Source organism: Olivibacter sp. CPCC 100613 (assembly GCF_036959255.1).
Classification (GTDB): domain Bacteria; phylum Bacteroidota; class Bacteroidia; order Sphingobacteriales; family Sphingobacteriaceae; genus Olivibacter.
In genome coordinates, this window is record NZ_JAWMTI010000004.1 from 95,288 (window position 1) to 114,466 (window position 19,179).

General features: G+C 42.6%; 10 protein-coding genes. 9 read left to right on the top strand and 1 reads right to left on the bottom strand.

What is annotated here, in order from left to right; translation table 11 throughout:
• The 3 genes from RYH73_RS14630 to RYH73_RS14640 all read left to right on the top strand — a co-directional run bounded on the left by RYH73_RS14630 (position 1) and on the right by RYH73_RS14640 (position 4,238).
• On the top strand, positions 1-1,398 hold the full coding sequence (locus tag RYH73_RS14630; RefSeq protein WP_335314188.1) for a DUF4974 domain-containing protein: 1,398 nt from the start codon (positions 1-3) through the stop codon (positions 1,396-1,398).
• Positions 1,399-1,761: 363 nt separating this feature from the next.
• Positions 1,762-2,655 (top strand): sugar phosphate isomerase/epimerase family protein, encoded by an 894-nt coding sequence (locus RYH73_RS14635; RefSeq protein WP_335314189.1) that lies wholly within the window; start codon positions 1,762-1,764, stop codon positions 2,653-2,655.
• Positions 2,652-4,238 carry a glycoside hydrolase family 28 protein gene (locus RYH73_RS14640; protein ID WP_335314190.1) on the top strand — a complete coding sequence of 529 codons (1,587 nt, stop codon included), beginning with the start codon at positions 2,652-2,654 and terminating at the stop codon, positions 4,236-4,238. The genes RYH73_RS14635 and RYH73_RS14640 overlap by 4 nt, the downstream gene beginning before the upstream one ends.
• A gap of 488 nt (positions 4,239-4,726) precedes the next feature.
• Here the strand turns inward: RYH73_RS14640 and RYH73_RS14645 are convergent, their stop codons facing one another.
• Positions 4,727-5,284, bottom strand: a complete 558-nt coding sequence (locus RYH73_RS14645; protein WP_335314191.1) for an NADPH-dependent FMN reductase — start codon at positions 5,282-5,284, stop codon at positions 4,727-4,729.
• 802 nt (positions 5,285-6,086) lie between these two features.
• Between RYH73_RS14645 and RYH73_RS14650 the strand changes: the two genes are divergently transcribed.
• The 6 genes from RYH73_RS14650 (at position 6,087) to RYH73_RS14675 (ending at position 19,164) form a co-directional block, all read left to right on the top strand.
• The gene (locus RYH73_RS14650; protein WP_335314192.1) at positions 6,087-8,861 is read left to right on the top strand and encodes a family 78 glycoside hydrolase catalytic domain; all 2,775 of its coding nucleotides are present in this window, start codon (positions 6,087-6,089) and stop codon (positions 8,859-8,861) included.
• Positions 8,862-8,928: 67 nt separating this feature from the next.
• Complete coding sequence (locus tag RYH73_RS14655) at positions 8,929-10,059, top strand: glycosylase (RefSeq protein ID WP_335314193.1); 1,131 nt, start codon at positions 8,929-8,931, stop codon at positions 10,057-10,059.
• An 11-nt stretch (positions 10,060-10,070) separates the two neighbouring features.
• Positions 10,071-12,488 carry a sugar-binding domain-containing protein gene (locus tag RYH73_RS14660; protein WP_335314194.1) on the top strand — a complete coding sequence of 806 codons (2,418 nt, stop codon included), beginning with the start codon at positions 10,071-10,073 and terminating at the stop codon, positions 12,486-12,488.
• A gap of 96 nt (positions 12,489-12,584) precedes the next feature.
• Positions 12,585-13,613, top strand: coding sequence for a transcriptional regulator (locus RYH73_RS14665; RefSeq protein ID WP_335314195.1), 1,029 nt, complete (start codon positions 12,585-12,587; stop codon positions 13,611-13,613).
• Positions 13,614-13,642: 29 nt separating this feature from the next.
• Positions 13,643-15,520 (top strand): right-handed parallel beta-helix repeat-containing protein, encoded by a 1,878-nt coding sequence (locus RYH73_RS14670; protein ID WP_335314196.1) that lies wholly within the window; start codon positions 13,643-13,645, stop codon positions 15,518-15,520.
• A gap of 479 nt (positions 15,521-15,999) precedes the next feature.
• Positions 16,000-19,164, top strand: a complete 3,165-nt coding sequence (locus RYH73_RS14675; RefSeq protein ID WP_335314197.1) for a SusC/RagA family TonB-linked outer membrane protein — start codon at positions 16,000-16,002, stop codon at positions 19,162-19,164.
• Positions 19,165-19,179: the final 15 nt, after the last annotated feature.

Sequence of the window (19,179 nt, forward strand, 5' to 3'; positions counted from 1 at the left end):
ATGATACGCCGTATTTCATTTAACATACTCAACATATTGCTCATAGGCCAGTTGTTTATGCGATTGTCGGTTTATGCACAAGATAGCGATCATCAGTACCAGATGCCGCTTAAAGACGTACTGCAACAAATTGAGGCTCGCTTCGGTGTCAAGATCAAATACAACGAAAATCAGGTAAAAGATCGAAACTTAACCTATGCCTTATGGCGGTTTAGACCAACGGTAGATCAGACCCTATCTCAGGTCTTAGCGCCCTTGGACTTAAAAGTGAATAAGGAAAAAGAAGGTGTTTATAAGTTAAAAGAGTACGAATACTACCGTTGGCCTGTACAAGAAGGTTGGGAGAAACTGGATACGCTGGCCGCTCGATATCACGACAAAGCAAGTTGGGAATTAAGGAAAGACAGCCTTAGAAAAGAATTATGGAAGGCATTAAAATTAAGTCCATTACCCGCTAAGCCTGTCTCGAAACCGATAATTACACCTGTACGGAAAATGGATGGTTATACGGTTCAGAATATTGCCCTTGAAATATTACCCGGAGTCTATGTGAACGGATCCTTATATCGGCCAATGAAAGCAAAAGGAAAAATACCCGTCGTTTTAAGTCCAGACGGACACTGGCAGGGCCATCGATTCCGCAAAGATGCACAAATCCGTTTTGCCATGACGGCTAGAATGGGAGCTATGGCCTTCAGTTACGATTTGTTCGGTTGGGGCGAATCCGGTTTACAATTTAAATACGAGGATCACCGAAAGAGCTTGTCGCAAACCGTACAGACACTGGGAGCCGTACGTATTCTCGATTATTTGTTAAGCTTGCCCGATGCAGATACCTCGCGGGTAGCTATCTGCGGAGGCTCCGGCGGTGGCAGTCAAACCGTATTAATGGCAGCCCTTGATCCCCGTATTAAATTAAGCATTCCCGTCGTTTCACTGTCCTCCTACTTCTATGGAGGATGTCCTTGTGAAAGCGGTATGCCGATCCATTTGTGTGGGGGAGGAACCAATAATGTCGAGCTTGCTGCTATGACCGCGCCCAACCCACAATTGGTCATATCCGATGGTGGGGATTGGACCGCTCAGATGCCCGAACATGATTTTGGCTATTTGCAAAATATATATAACTATTACGGAAAACTACAACAGATAGCGAATGTGCATTTACCGCAAGATGGTCATGACTTTGGTTTCTCCAAGCGCAAGCCGGTATATGATTTTATGATCAAGCATTTTGATTTAGATGAAAAAGCGGTGAAAGATAAACAGGGAAATTACGATGAAAGTAAATGTACGATCGAAGAGGAAAAGGCACTTTATGTATTTGGGGAGAACGGGGAAAAACTTCCTGCAAATGCCTTGAAAGGTTATGAAAATTTAGAGAAGTTGTTTCAATGAAATTAATTTATGTTACTTTCTTCCGCAGAAAGTAACCAAAGACTCATCGCTTGGAACTTTGCTACAATGGTAGTGCCTCAACCTGCAAACCGCAAATTTCCTAGGCGATATTTTAGTAGAACGGAGGGTTTTGCAAACAGGCAAATGGCGTCGAGGTGTGGGGAGTATGGCATTGGAGGATACGGAAGCATCGAGCAGTAAAGCATGTGTACCATCGTTCATGTTGCAATATCCAAGCGGATTGAGGAAGTGAAGCGGCTGCAATACGCGCTAATGATGCTTTGCAATCAGGTGCAACGTAGCCTACACAAGCCTTGATTTTGCTCAACTTTTATCAAGAAAAGTTGATTAATTAAGAAAGTTATGTATACAATAGACCGAAGAAAATTTTTACAGCAAGTCACTGCGGTGGTCTTGGGAACAGCTTTATTACCTAATACAATCTATGCCTCCGCTAAAAACCCTTATAAAATAGGCGTAATAGATTTGATGATGCTGAAAAGGCAAAAAATCAGCGCACTTGATTTAACGCATGAACTCGGTGCCGATGGCGTCGAAGTGGATATGGGTGGTTTAGGCAATCGCGATACCTTTGATAATAAATTGGCCGATCCCGCTACACGAGCTGCCTATATGGATAAGCTTAAGGTGTTGAACATTGAAATCTGTTCCTTGGCGATGACTGGTTTTTATGCACAATCCCTTGCCAAGCGTCCTACCTATCAGAAAATGGTGCAAGATTGTATTGACACCATGAAAGCCATGCGTGTTAAGATTGCTTTTCTTCCTTTGGGTATTCAGTGCGACTTGATTCAATACCCCGAGCTTCGGCCGGTCTTAGTGGAGCGTTTGCAAGTAATCGGGAAAATGGCAGCCAAAGCGAAAGTAATCATCGGCATAGAAACGGCGCTAGATGCCAAGGGAGAAAAGAAGTTTTTAGATGAAATAGGTTCTTCCCATATCAAAAGCTATTTCAATTTTTCTAATGCGCTAAAGAACGGACGTGACTTGCACCAGGAATTGCGACTATTGGGAAAAGATTATATCTGTCAAATACATTGCACAGATGAAGATGGCGTATGGCTCGAAAATAATAAACGTTTGAATATGGTGGAGGTTAAGAAAACCTTAGAAGATATGGGGTGGAAAGGATGGTTAGTGATTGAGCGTTCTCGCGATGCGAACAATCCGCGTGATGTAAAAGGGAATTTTGGTGCCAATACGCGCTATATGAAGAAAATTTTTCAAGCATCATGAGCTATTCTCGATCCTTTTTTTATGGTTTAGTATCCCTGTGTTGTTTATTTCAGGCCTGTAAACATAAGAACCGTGTAGACGCATCGTTATTGAAAACGGTTCCTACCGCTGAACAGGTTGGTGCATCCTGTATGCCCGATAGTATCGCACCAGTCGATGCACCCTTTCCCATGGACAATATGAAACGGCCTGTATTTCCGGACAGAACCAAAAACCTAAAAGATTTGGGAGCTAAAGAGGGAATGATGATCACAGCCATTATCCAAGAAGCAATTGATGAGCTGTCAGAAAAAGGAGGTGGTAAGCTGGTTATTCCCAAAGGAAAATGGGAGACCGGGCGTATTAGTTTAAAGAGCCATGTCAATTTACACTTGGAGGAAGGAGCCGCCTTGTATTTTAGCGGGGAGATCAAGGATTATTTACCCGTCGTTTTTACCCGTAATGAGGGTATTGAAGTCATGTCTTTAGGGGCTTGTATCTATGCAAATAATCAAGAGCATATTGCTATTACCGGTAAAGGACGACTTATAGGGCCGGCAGAGGGATCTGTTCGGAAACAAATTATGACCCACGATGTAATTGAAAATGTTGTTCCACATGATAAGCCCGTAGCCGAACGTATATACAACGGTAAGGATGGAAGTTTTATTTTTCCTCCCATGTTTATCGCTCCTATTAACTGCAAGGATGTACTTATCGAAGGAATCCGACTTGAGCGCACTGCCTTCTGGAATATCGTGCCCCAGTATTGCGATCAAGTCATCATCAGAGGAGTAACGATTCATTCGATCGATATCCCTCGAGGAGATGGGATCGATATCGAGTCCTCTAAAAATGTATTGATTGAATATTGCACGCTGCAAACCGGAGATGATTGTTTAGCCATGAAAGCGGGGAGGGGCTGGGACGGTTTGCGCATCAATAGACCAACTGAAAATGTGGTAGTGCGGTATTGCCTGGCCGAGAAAGGTCATGGTGGTATTACCATTGGAAGCGAAACAGCGGGTATGGTTCGTAAGTTATATGTGCATGATTGTGTCTTTAACAACGAAGGCAATGGCATCCGTTTTAAAACAAGAAGACCTCGTGGAGGTGGGGGAGAGCAATTATTTTACGATCGCATTCGCATGCGGGTAGGAGAAACCGCCTTGCGATGGGATATGTTGGGAAGTGCTAAACATGTAGGAGCGGCAGCCAGTCGATCCCAAGACATCGCGGTTAATGAATTAACACCTCATTTTCGGGATATTCAGATCCGCAATTTAATGATTGAAGGTGCTTCACATTTTATGCGCGTAGATGGTATTCCCGAAGCGCCGCTCGAAAATGTGCAAATTCATCAGGTGAAGGCAAGAGTCGAAAAGCTTTTTGATATAAAAGATGCCAGCGATATTGCTATTGAAAATGCGGAATTGATTAGCCAAGATTCTATAATCAATCTGGTGAATACGCATGACATATCTTTTAGCAAGGTAAACTTTGCTATCCCGGCCAAGCAAATTTATCAGCATATTTCTTCCGGTGATAGCGACTCCCTGATGCTGAAAGATATTAGTTATACCAAGATTAATAGGTTGAAATGACGACGCAAATTTTTAAAAAGGCTACAGTCCTTTTTCAAGTTCCCCGAAGTCATTTTAGGAAAAGACTACGGCGTTTTTTAAAAAGACTATGATGATTTTTTGGTTTTGCATAAAAAAACCGGCTTCATCAATGAAGCCGGCTTCGCTCTCGAGCGGGTCGTTTTGCTACGCTTTAACTTTTGTAAAAGTTAAGCCCTGCATTTCCGACTTGACTTTTGGCCCGGGATGAAATAATAAGCGTGTGCGTGTGATGTTGCCGGCATACTCGGTATCGTGATGACCAAACAGGTGCATACAACGAATCCAGATGCACTGGATAAACTTCGAAACGATTGTATCGTTATTTTATTTCCGATGTGCGATAATCAAATAATCAAACAGTGCTTCCTAAAAATCCGAGAGCCGTACCCGTTAAATAAACCTATATGTACTATTTTTAATCAATTATCGACCTTGCGTTAAAAGTGTTTAGTAATCACTTTCAGTATTTATTTTTTCAATAGATTGCACCATTCGGTGTACGCATCCACGGCGTTCTTTAGAAAATCCTTGCTTTTGCCCTCTTTCAGTTTTCCGTTTTCATCAAACATTTCAGTCACATGAGCTATATACACTTCCGGTTGCTGCATAACCGGCATGTTGAGAAAAACCAAACTTTGTCTTAAATGATGATTCGCTCCGAAAGCGGATAGGTTTCCGGGAGAATTGCTGAAAATGGCGGCCGGTTTGCCTCCCCAAACGCTTTTTCCATAGGGTCTGGAACCGATGTCGATGGCATTCTTCAATACGCCTGGAACAGAACGGTTATATTCGGGCGTAATGAAAATGACACCGTCCAGTGCCCTTACGTCTTCCCTGAACTTCACGTAGGATTCCGGAACGTGGCCATGGTCATCGAAATCCTGGTTGTAAATCGGCAGGTCGTCCAATGAAATGATTTTAAACACGAAACCTTCGGGTGCCAAAGTCAGCAAAGCTTGTGCTATCTTTTTGGAGAATGATTCAGTACGCAGGCTACCTGCAATAAGTCCGATTACCTTGTTCATAAAATCTTAAATTAGTTAATAAAAGTGCGCCAATAAACAAAAGTGTCAATTTTTTTGGCAAATTCCACAGCCATTTCATCCATCGTAGTAAATCTTATCAGAAATTCTGCCAATACGCCGTCTAGCGTTCAAGGATTCCGCTTTTAACATAGAGAAGCAGGTGTTTATATTAAAGGAGGTTTATTTTAACTTCTTTCTTTCTTTTCATTAAGTTTTCGTTTTTTAAGGCATTCAAGCTTTCCCTAAGGGGAAGGTCCGCGAAATAAAGAAGCAAAGAAAGCTCATCGCTTGGAAATTTGCTACAATGGTAGTACATCAACGTGCGAGCCGCAAATTTCCTAGGCGATATTTTAGCAGAACGAATGCTTTTACTTTTAACCGGGCGTATTATTGTCTTAAGCCCTATAATAGCCTACACACGCCTTGATTTATTCACGCTTGTTTATTTTTAAAGGTGTTCATGAACTCATCACTACGTTCTTCGGTTTGGTCAGCTTTTTATCAAGAAACCTTCCCGTTGGGGAAAGCTTGAATGCCTTTAAAACTAACTAATGATGAAAAAAGCTGATAAAAAAGAACTTTATCTATAGGTTAAAGGCAAATTCCCCGAGTCAAGAAGAACACTTACATAAAAACAAAAAATTAGGATTTAAAAACCAGATCGTCGTTTAAAGATAATATCCTACAATACAAGGAAAAATTGTTATAAGCGGATGTCTCCGAGTCCATTTATCTTTGCAAATAGGGCTAACCATAAACCTATGGCTATATATGGGTACTGACGAGGTTTATAAACTAAAAAATGGGTAGGATTATCATTATATTATGGGTGTTGTTTCATTGCTGGGGAAATAGCGTTGCCGCTGATTTGAAGGCGACGGGCCTACGTGTGGAATCTAAAACGAATCCTAGCGGTGTTGTAAGTTTACAACCTTGGTTGAGTTGGAAGCTGGAGAGCCGATTGCGAAATACAAAACAAATAGCCTATGAGGTACGGGTATCGAGCCAACGGGATAGCTGGTCGGATAAAAATCATCTTGTCTGGAATTCGGGAAAGATAGAAGCCGGTACAAGCATTCAAGTCCCTTACCAAGGGAATCCATTGTCGGCCACGCAACGCTATTACTGGAAGGTTAAAGTCTGGGATAATCACGGCAACGAGTCGGCATGGTCGGAGCCTGCTTATTGGCAAATGGGACTTTTTACGAAAGAAAACTGGAAGGGGGCCCAATGGATCGCTTATGAGGAATTACCGGAAGAACGACGGGATCCTTTGCCAAAAGGCGATAAAAAAGATACCTATCAAAATAACAATATACTTCCTTTATTGAGGAAATCATTTCAGGTTCAAAAGACGATCAAACAGGCAACCTTATTTATCAGCGGTTTAGGACATTTTGAAGTGCATGTAAACGGTCATAAAGTAGGCGACCATTTTTTAGATGCAGGGTGGGTTAAATATGATAAAGAAGCGCTTTATGAAACATTTGATATCACCGAAAGCTTAAAGAAAGGTGAAAATGCGATAGGGGTTCTTCTAGGGAATGGCTTCTATTATATCCCTCTGGTAAAAGGTAGATACCGAAAGCAAAAGGTGGCCTTTGGCTATCCAAAAATGATTTGCCGCTTGCAACTCCGCTATACAGATGGCAGCCAAGAGGATATCGTCAGCAATCAGAGTTGGAAGACCGATAAAGGGCCCATTATCTTTTCCAGCATCTATGGTGGTGAGGACTATGACGCACGTTTGGAGCAGCGGGGCTGGGATAATATTGGCTTTAACGATAGGGCATGGAAGCAGGCCATTATCGTGGAAGGCCCCCCCAACCTTAAGCCGCAAATGGCCGAGCCCCTGAAAGTGATGGAGCGCTTCGAACCCCAACGTATAACAAAAACAAGCACTGGAAATTGGGTGTATGATTTGGGGCAGAATGCATCGGGTATCATACAAATTAAATTGAAAGGACATCGAGGCGACACGGTGCGAATGTATCCAGGTGAGCTGTTAAAAGAGGGCGCAGTTACCCAAAAAGCAAGTGGCGGCCCCTACTACTTCACGTATGTTCTAAAAAGTGAAGAAGAAGAACTTTGGCAACCACGGTTCTCTTATTACGGATTTCGCTATGTAGAAGTGCGCGGAGCGGAACCAAAAGATCAATCGGGCGGAAAACAACATCCGCAAATCATAAACCTGCAAGGTTTACATATACGCAATGCAGCGCAAAAAGCAGGTACCTTTCAGTCGTCCAGTGATTTATTCAGCCGTACACATAGGCTGATCGACTGGGCAATCAAGAGTAACATGATGAGTGTATTTACCGATTGTCCACATCGCGAAAAACTCGGTTGGCTAGAACAAACCCATCTCATGGGAGCTTCGGTGCATTATAACTACGATATTGAAACCTTGCTGCAAAAAATTATTGCAGATATGCAGCAGTCGCAGTTGCCAAATGGCCTGGTGCCGGAGATTGCCCCCGAATACGTCGAATTCAACTGGGGGGGTGATATGTTCCGCGATTCACCGGAATGGGGAAGTGCAAGCATCATTCTGCCCTGGTATTTATATAAGTGGTACGGGAATAAAGAGGTGTTGAAGACGGCTTATCCCATGATGAAAAACTATATACGTTACCTACAATCCAAAGCAACGAACCATATACTTAAACAAGGCTTGGGCGATTGGTATGATCTTGGTCCGAAACCACCCGGCGTTTCTCAACTGACACCCATGGGTGTTACGGGAACCGCTATTTATTATTACGACTTGACCTTGTTGACAAAAATTGCTGAGCAACTCGGAAATGCAGAAGATAAACAAGCATATGCACAGTTAGCGGAACAAGTTAAAAAAGCATTTAATAAGACTTTTTTTAATAGCAATACCAAACAATATGCTAGTGGCAGTCAGACCGCAAATGCGATGGCCCTTTATATGGAATTGGTTGATCTTCCTTATAAAGAAGCCGTTCTGAACAATTTGATCCAAGACATCAGCAATAGAAATAATGCGCTAACAGCGGGAGACATTGGCTATCGCTATGTACTCCGCGTATTAGAGCAGGCGGGTCGATCAGCTATTATTTACGATATGAATAGCAAAACCGATGTTCCCGGTTATGGTTATCAACTGGCAAAGGGGGCAACGGCATTAACCGAATCATGGCAGGCGCTGCCCGGTGTTTCGAATAACCATTTCATGTTGGGACATTTCATGGAATGGCTTTATAGTGGGCTTGTCGGAATTAGACAGCAACCGGACGGCATCGCCTTTGATAAGATTGAGATTCAACCGGCAGTAGTAGGGGATATACAAAGTGCGGAAGGAACGTATAATTCACCTTATGGATGGATTCAATCTGCATGGAAAAAAGCGAATAAAGCCTTTGAGTTGAAAGTACAGATACCGCCAAATACCCAAGCTAAAATTTACTTACCCGTTTCGGAAGGAGCTACTATTTACGAGGGTACGCGTGTCATCAATGAAACGGATCTGAAAATTGTAAATCGGGCACGTGGGCGAATGGTCGTGCAAATTGGTTCGGGGGATTATTATTTTAAAGTAGTGAGCCATTAGTTGCCAGTTTTTAAGGCTCCTAGATGATAAGCAAAAGTGATGATTGCTTGATACCATTAATTAAGAAATGAAAAAACAACTATATATAATCTTACTTTTTATCCCTTTTGTTAGCGGTTTTTTTGTTTATGCACAGGAAAAGCAGGTGACATCGACAGAGATGGATCGTATTTATCAGGAAGTTAAAACGCCTTATAAATATGGCTTGGTGATGGTACCATCTGATAACGATAAAAAAATGGATTGCCCTACGGTTTTCAAAAAGGATGACAAATGGTACATGACCTATTTAATCTTTGATGGTCGTGGCTACGAGACCTGGTTAGCGAGCAGCGATGATTTATTGAAATGGACAACCTTGGGTAAATTGATGTCTTTTTCAGATCGTGAGACTTGGGATGCGCATCAAAAGGCTGGATATAATGCCTTACAGGATATAACATGGGGCGGTACTTATGAGCTGAAAAAGCATAAAGGAAAATATTGGATGTCTTATTTTGGAGGTGACGGAAGAGGATATGAAGCCGGAAATCTCTCCATTGGTATGGCTTATACAAAAGAAAATCCTTGGGTTGCCCATGAGTGGACGCGTTTTGAAAAGCCGCTATTTACCGCGAAGGATCCCGATGTACGATGGTGGGAAAATCGCAAGCTATTTAAAAGCAGCGTGATAGCGGATAAACAACGACTGACAGGGCATCGTTTTGTCATGTATTATAATGCCAACGGCGATTCAGCGCAAAACAATCTAAAAACACGCTGGTACGAACGCATCGGGATGGCTGTTTCAGATGATATGGTCCATTGGAAACGTTATCTCCGAGAACCGGTTGTTCATCACCCGGTGGGGATCACGGGAGATGCCGTTATCCAGCAAATGGATGATATCTATGTGTTATTTTATTTCGGTGCTTTTTGGCAAAATCGAAAGGGCGCATTCAATCGTTTCGCTGCTTCAAGAGACCTTGTTCATTGGACGGATTGGGAAGGAGCAAATTTAATAGAGCCTTCCGAGCCCTTTGATACCCTATACGCACATAAGTCATTCGTATTGAAACACGAAGGCGTCGTTTATCATTTTTATTGTGCAGTTAATAAAGAGGAACAGCGCGGTATTGCTGTTGCTACCTCCAAAGATTTAGGAAAGAGTGAGCTACAGTTTGTTGCTCCGCCTGTAAACACGAAAAGTCAACCATAAAACTACCGGAAATGTTTAAAACTATCGCAACATTTTTTTTGCTTTACCTTGTTACCTTAACGCTGTATGGACAGGAATGGGGTCGATCTGGTTTTAACAGTCAATGGAAGTTCTATTTAGGAGACGAACCGGAAGCAAAAGCAGCAGGTTTTAATGATAAAGGATGGCGAAACATAGATTTACCGCATGATTGGAGTATAGAGGGCACATTTTCAAAAGAACATCCTGCAACCAATCAGGGAGGGGCATTGCCAGGTGGTATTGCGTGGTACCGAAAGACTTTTCAGTTGGCCGATACTATCGAAGGCAAGCAGGTTTATATTGACTTTGATGGCATTTATCGGAACAGTGAAGTTTGGATCAACGGACATTATCTTGGAAAGCGACCCAGCGGATACACCTCTTTCCGATATGATTTGACACCCTATATGAACATTGGAAAACAGTCCAATGTCATCGCGGTACGTGTTGATAACAGTCAACAACCAAACTCCCGTTGGTATTCCGGTTCAGGTATTTATCGAAATGTTTGGTTGATTACCAAAAATAAAATTGCCATCGATCATTGGGGCTTGTTCATCACGAGTCCATCGATCCAAAAAGAACAAGCGACCATCCGGCAGCAAACTGTTTTTAAAAATCTCGGTAGTAAACGGGAGGCTGCAGAGGTGACCATTCGCGTCTTTGATAAGGAAAGCAAATTAGTTGTCAAAAAAGCATTTGAGCAGTCGTTGATTCCGGGCGACAGTGAAGCAAGCTATGAAATTCAGGTCCCTCAGCCGATTCTTTGGAGTCCGGAAAATCCCTATTGCTATCGAGTAGAAACACAGGTATACATTGGGAAAAGACTCGTTGATCAACACAGTTCCCCCTTTGGGATTCGTTCTTTCTCATTTGATGAGAAAGAAGGTTTTTCACTCAATGGACAAAGAAAACGGATTTTAGGAGTTTGCATGCATCACGACCTCGGAGCCTTGGGAGCTGCTATCAATAGAAAAGCCATGGAGCGGCAATTAGTGTTGCTTAAGGAGATGGGGGCTAATGCTATTCGAATATCCCATAACCCACCAGCACCCGAGTTTTTAGATTTATGTGATAGCATAGGCTTTTTGGTAATGGATGAGGCTTTTGATATGTGGCGTAAGAAAAAGAACAAGTTCGACTATTCGCTCGATTTTGATGAATGGCATCGACAAGACTTAACGGATCTGATAAAGCGCGACCGTAACCATCCATCCATTATTATGTGGAGTATAGGGAACGAGATACGGGAGCAGTTTGATAGTACGGGTACAGCTCTTACAAAGGAACTGGTCGCTATTGTCCGTAGCGAAGACAATACCCGTCCGGTAGTCGCGGCACTGACCGAAACCCATTTAGAGAAGAATTTCATTGCGCAGGCCAATGCACTGGACATTTTGGGATTCAATTATAAATACGAACAATATGATAGTTTGCCGATCAATTTCCCGGGACAAAAATTTATTGCTTCTGAAACGACCTCGGCATTAGCAACCCGAGGGCACTACGATTTAGGGCATGATACGCTTAGGTTCTGGCCGCCAAGTGCCAAAGAGAAGTTTGTAAAAAACGGGAACGCTGATTTTACGGTATCTGCCTATGATCAGGTAGCCGCCTATTGGGGAACAAGCCATGAGCAAGCATGGAGGGCTGTGAAACAACGCGATTTTATGACAGGCCTTTTTGTATGGACCGGTTTTGATTATTTAGGAGAACCGGTACCTTATGATTTTCCTGCACGGAGTTCGTACTATGGTATTATTGATTTAGCAGGATTTCCAAAGGATGTCTATTATATGTACCAAAGCGAATGGACCGATCAACCTGTATTACATCTTTTACCCCATTGGAATTGGCATAGTGGGCAAACGATTGATGTATGGGCTTATTATAATCAAGCCGATGAGGTCGAACTTTTTCTAAACGGTCGATCACTTGGAACCCGAAAGAAGCAAGGAGATGATATCCACGTATCGTGGAAGGTTCCTTTTCAACGGGGAGAGTTGAAGGCCGTTTCCAGAAAAAATGGGAAAGAGGTTTTGTCGAAGGAGATTAAAACTGCTTCCAAACCAGCCCGTATTCAGTTGACGGTCGATAAAAATAAATTGCGCGCAGGGATCAATGATTTGGCTTTTGTAAGCGCGACAATTGTGGATGCTGATGGAAATACCGCGCCTATGGCTGATGATGAAATTGTGTTCGATATAAGAGGGCGGGGATTTATAGCAGGAGTTGATAATGGTTTTCAAGCGGATTTATCCCCCCTTAAAGGAAATCGTAAACGAGCTTATAATGGGAAATGCCTGGCGATTATCCAAGCCAAAACGGCGACAGGAGAAATCATTTTAAAAGCAAGCGCGAAAGGGTTAGAAGGAGCGGAGTTGAAGCTGGAAGTGAATGATGAGTGATGAATGTTTTTAAGTAGCAGTGGTACGAGCAGTGATGCCGAAAGTTGACAGCTCTTAGCGGATAACTAATAACTAACAGCTAATAACTAAAATAACATGAACAATAGCATTTTTTTTGATCATATTCGAGTTGACCGTTATTCGTCAACGCCAAAATACTTGCAACTGGCTTATGCTATATTGAGCGCCATTAAAGAAGGGAAGTTTCAAAAAGACAATGTATTACCTTCTTTGAACGAATTAACCAATCATTTAGAAATTTCACGAGAAACGGCCGATCGAGGATATAAATATTTACGTTATTTAGGAATCTTAAAAGCGGTACCGGGGAAAGGACACTTTATATCAACGGTTGAAGTTAATACTCCAGGTAGGATTTGCCTACTGGTAAACAAAATAAGTGAAGAAAAAAGCCTCTTTTATCATGAATTGGTGAAGTTGCTCGGTAGCAATGTACCGATCGACTTTTACGTATATAATAACGATTTCTTTTTGTTCAAGCGTTTGCTAAATCAACGACAAGACTACAGTCATTATGTAATCTTACCCCATTTTTTTGATAATGAGGAAGCGGCAGAAGCCTTAATTGATTCCCTTCCCAAAGAAAAGTTAATCCTGTTGGATAAACGTTTGAAACGACTTAAAGGAAATCATAGCACTATTTATGAGGACTTTGAAGGCGATATTTACCGTGCATTAGAACAGGCTTTGCCGGTATTGGAAAAATACCATACCTTAAAACTGATTTTTCATAGGAAGAGCTATCTGCCCATCGAAATTAAACGGGGATTCAGTAAATTTTGCCAACAATATGCCTTTGAACGTGATATTCTGGACAAAGTAGATCAAGTTCAGCTAAGTAAAGGTGAGGTATATATTTGTGTGAATGATGATGATCTGGTGAACCTATTGGATCGTATTTCGGCATCTTCTTTTAGCTTGGGCACGGATCTGGGAATTATTTCCTATAATGAAGCACCATTAAAAAAATACATCGCAGGCGGAATTACCACCATTAGTACCGATTATAAACAGATGGCTACCTTAACGTCCGAATCCATCAAAGAAAATATAGAACAGCAGGTTGCTTTAAATTTTTGCTTACAATTAAGGGCATCCTTATAAAATAAACGCGCAATTTATTTGTCACAGTAATGGAAATAAAACGATTCGCCCTGATTTTTTTCTCCCTAATATTGCTTTCCCAGATGGTTGACGGAGCGGAGATTTGGGTATCCCCTAAGGGGAGTGATACGAACAGCGGAAACATTGATTCGCCTTTCGCCTCAGTGGGGGCAACCCTGAGAAAAGCGAGGGAATGGAGGCGCTTGCAAACAGAGCAAGTCGCTGGAGGTATTGACATTATTTTACAAGATGGCATCTATACATTGAATGAACCCCTTTTTATTCGTCCCGAAGATGCCGGTACCGCTAGCAGTCCTACGCGCATTAAAGCGGCCCGCGATGCACATCCTATTATCAGTGGAGGGATTCGTTTGCCAGGCACCTGGAAAAAAATAAAGAAAGAAGTAACAGGATTACCTCAAATTGCCCAAGGGAAGATTTGGGAGATTGATGCCCCCTTGGCGGGTGATCAGGTACTTGACTTTAGGCAACTATGGATTAACAATCACAAAGCTGTTCGTGCAAAAAGCACCATCAATAATAAGATGGACAGGATATTATCTTGGGATCATCAGACACAAACTTGTTGGATTCCGAAGCCTACATCTGCCAAATTCAGTTGGCAGCCGGGGATGGAGTTTTTTATTCATCAATGGTGGGCAATAGCAATCCTACGGGTAAAAGAGGCGCATGTTCAAGGGGATAGCATACGATTGTCCTTTTTACAACCAGAAAGTAAAATACAATCAGAACATCCTTGGCCTGCCCCTTGGATATCAAAGGAAACCGGGAATTCTGCCTTTTACATGAGTAATGCACTGCAATTTTTAGATGAGCCGGGGGAGTGGTATCTTGATAAGGGACGCCGGAAACTTTACTATTGGCCCCGGGAAGATGAGCAACTGGCTACTGCCTCCGTTATCATTCCGCATTTGGAAACCTTGCTTCGTATCGAAGGAACGATCGACGCCCCGGTAAAACATATCCATTTTTCCGGTATCAGCTGGCAACACAGCACATGGCTTCGTCCTTCACAGCAAGGCCATGTGGCCTTGCAGGCCGGGATGTATTTACTAGACGCTTATAAGTTAAAAGTGCCGGGCACACCTGATAAAAAAGGACTCGAAAACCAGGCTTGGATAGGAAGACCTCCCGCTGCTGTGATGGTATCTTATGCGCAGCATACATCGTTTGAAGACTGTCGATTTGAACATTTGGCATCTACCGGATTGGATTATCATCAAGCGGTTCAGCATAATGAAATTCGGGGAAACGCATTCAACGACATCGGTGGATCGGGTTTGTTGTTAGGTGTGTTTTCGGATGAAACTTTTGAAACGCACTTGCCTTACAATCCGACAGATCAACGGGTTGTAGCATCTCACAACCTCATCGAGAATAACTTTATCCAAAATGTAACGAACGAGGATTGGGGTTGCGTGGCCATTGGGGCAGGTTATGTTAACAATACCCGTATTCGCCATAACGAAATAAGTGAAATTTCTTATACAGGCATCAGCTTAGGTTGGGGATGGACCCCTACGGTGAATGTAATGGCTAATAATCAGGTAGTCGCTAATAAAATTCATCATTATGCCAAGCATATGAACGATGTGGCGGGTATTTATACCCTATCCGCCCAGCCAGGCTCGGTCATTGAAAATAATTACATCGATAGTATTTACACGGCACCTTACGCACACTTGCCCGCGCATTGGTTCTACCTTTATACGGACGAGGGATCCGCCTATTTTACGGTCCGGAATAATTGGTGCCCCAAGGAGAAATTCTTGCAAAATGCAAATGGACCCAATAATCTTTGGGAAAATAACGGACCAATGGTATCGGAAGAAATCAAAAAAAAAGCAGGATTGGAGAAAGCGTATAGTCGGTTAAGAGATGAATAGAGTTGCCTGTTATCAGTGCCTGCTATAATGATGAATTAATGAGTTATTAACGATGAATTTTTGGGCATAGACCTTATACTCTAACGCTTACAGCATATAGCCTACAACTTGACTTAAAGCTAATTTCCGAAAGCTGGCAGTGAACGGCGAAATTTAGTTACCCGTCGTGAGCGATAAAGGCGGACCAAAAATTAATACATCTGGTTAAAAGCACAGACTGTATGTCTTCGATAATTGTCGCCTACAAAATTTTACGTCTTGCAGGTGAATGCACTACCGATCCTGTAAATTTTGAAGCGACGAGCTTTTGCATACCTTTTCCCGCAAAAAAGTAAGAATAGCTTTGATAATATCCTACACAAGCAAGCAAATATCTTATAAAACTTCAGCAGCTTTAAAACGTAAGTTTGACATTTAAACCCAGATTAAAAACCAATTTGAACGTTGAATTTATTGAGTGCGTATATAAACCTAATTTAATGAAGTTAATTACATTCATGCTGAGCCTTTGGCTGTTGTCAGGGACAGCCTACAGCCAAGATCATCCCCTTACGGGTGTAGTAACCAATGCTAGGACCAAAGAGCCAATTCGGGGAGTAGGTGTTAAAACGAAAGACGGAACAAAAAGCAGTGTGACAGATGCTGAGGGTCGTTTTCGAATGGTTGTCTCGCAAAACGAGCTTAGTCTTATTCTTTCTTCTATTGGTTATGAGACAAAAGAAGTACCCGTTCAACAACAAGGTTTGTTGCGGATCGAACTCGTAGAACAAGCGCAAAATCTCGATGAGGTGGTAGTCGTCGGTTACGGTACCCAAACGAAACGTGCAGTAACGGGGGCTGTCGCGTCTATTAGTCATGAAAAATTCCAAGATCGCTCTTTCAGTAATGTAGCGCAGTCTTTGGCAGGGCAATTGGCAGGTGTAAACATCTCTCAGTCGCAAGGCGCCCCGGGCCAATCCCCAAACATCCGCATCAGGGGTACGAGTTCCATTACAGCAGGTACCAATCCACTCTATGTTGTCGACGGGATGCCCATAGAAAATTTCAATTTAAATAACATCAATCCACAAGATATCGAATCAGTAGAAGTATTAAAAGATGCTTCCTCCGCAGCCATTTACGGTTCAAGAGGCGCCAACGGGGTTGTATTGGTGACCACCAAACTCGGAAAAGCCGGTTCGACCAACGTTGGTTTTAATTACGAGTACGGTATTCAAAAAGTGAGTCGACGGATTGATTTGATGGATGCACAACAGTATATCCAATACTATATTGACGCGCATAATAACGGTTGGATCAACTCAGGGGAAGGGAGGAGCGCGAGTGATCCGAATAGTGTTCGGACAAAACCTTTTCAGATCCCCGAAGACTTTACCGATCCGACAAAGCGAGCCGCTTTAGGCAATGGTACCAATTGGCAGGACGTGATGTTCCGTACCGCGCCATCCCATCAAGCGCAATTGTCTGTTTCAGGAGGTTCCGAAAAGACGCAATTTTTGTTTTCGGGAAATTACCTCGACCAAGAGGCGGTGTTGGATCAAAACTATTTAAAAAGGTTGACACTACGCTCTAACATTCGGCAACAAGTATCCGATCGTTTTGCCATCGGGCTCAACTTAGGTGTAACCGGCGTTTATGATCGTACCGAAGGAACAGAAGGGAAGAGTGACGTGATCAGCTTAGGCTTACAAAGCGCACCGATCTTTCCCGTTTATAATGAAAACGGCAATCTTGGATTTAAAGATCCTAATTCAAGCTGGTACCGTTTTGCACAGTACACCGATTTGCAGTTGTGGCATCCTTATTCCCTCACGAGAGAGCTTCACAAGCAGAACAAATCGTTCAATACACTCGGAAATGCCTTTGCAGAATATACCATACTGGACGGGCTGAAGTTCAAAAGCAGTATCAATGCCAACTTGCTGAATACACGGTATGACATGTTTTGGAATAAAGATCAAAAATATGGTTATTCATCGGCGCTGCCAGCACAAGGAAATGCCAACTCCCGATTTATGCTCAACTGGTTGTCGGAAAACACCTTAAACTATGATAAACAATTTAACGACCATGGTTTAGCGGTTCTGCTGGGTTATACGGTTCAAAAGCAGCGAGATGAATATCAGGCACTGTCCGCCGGTAACTTTCCCAACAACCTGGTACCGACCTTAAATGCAGGGACTGTTAACGGAGGAACTTCACTGGTTTATGAATGGGCAATGATTTCCTATCTAGGACGTGTGAATTATAACTTTAAAAATCGATACTTTCTATCAGCGGTATTGCGCAGGGATGGAAGCTCACGTTTTGGAGCGAATAATCGTTTCGGCTATTTTCCTTCGGTATCTGCAGGTTGGCTGATATCCGATGAAAAGTTTTTCGAATCGATCAAAGCAATTAATAATTTAAAATTACGCGTAAGTTATGGAGCAACAGGGAATAATCAGATCCCGAACTACGGTCCGATCGGACTTTTGGGAGCTTCCAACTATGTGTATGGAAGCGAATTGGCAACAGGTTTAATGCTAACGAATATTCCCAATCCCGATTTGCGCTGGGAGCGAACAAATATGTTGAATCTTGGGGTGGATGTCGCTTTCCTTCAAGATCGTTTCCGATTAAGTGCCGAATTCTATCGTTCTGTTACAAATGATCTTTTACTCAATGTACCCGTACCCGATATTACCGGTTTTGCAACACAATTGACCAATGTTGGCAAATTGCGGAATCAGGGATTTGAGTTGAACATCAATAGCCGGAACATAGATCGCGCGTTTAAATGGAACACTGATTTTAATTTATCAATGAACCGGAATAAAGTATTGCAGTTAGGTCCGGGTAATGCACCGCTTTTATATACCGATTATGTGGTGCAGGTCAAAACAGAAGTGGGTCAACCTATATCAAACTTTTTTGGCTATATATATGACGGCGTTTATAAGAATCAGGCAGAAATCGACGCAAGCCCTGCAAACAATGATGGCTTTACGAAGCCGGGAGATCCTAAGATTCGAGATGTGGACGGCGATGGCCGCATTACGGAAGCCGATCGAACCATTATAGGGAATAACCAACCTGATTTCATCGTCGGTTTGAATAATAGCTTTTCATTTAAAGGGGTTGAGCTTTCCTTCCTTTTCCAAGGTTCATTTGGCGGTGAGATTACCAATCAGCTGGTTCGCTTTAATGGCATATGGAATGCCGGGCGTAATGCTTTTGCGGATGTAGCTAATTACTGGAAATCAGAAAGCGATCCCGGGGACGGTTGGCATTTTAAACCCACAGTGGACCCAAAAGGCTATCAAGAACGTTTTTCCAGTTACTGGGTAGAGGATGCCACTTTTGTCAGGTTGAAAAATATTCGAATATCCTATAGTCTGCCGCAAAAATGGGTGTCAAAAACACCGGCAAAAGGGATACGGGTCTTTGCTAATGCCGAGAATGTCTATCTATGGAGCAAGTACACTAACTATGATCCGGAGAATACGACGTATCAATCGACATCCTATAGCAATATATTTTCAAATGCAACACCTTCTGCCACATCGACGGTAAGTGTGCCATCGGGGGCATTTTTAGGAGTGGATTACGGATCGTATCCTTTACCACGTGTGATCACATTCGGGGCGAAAATCGATTTTTAAACATGAATTTTAATT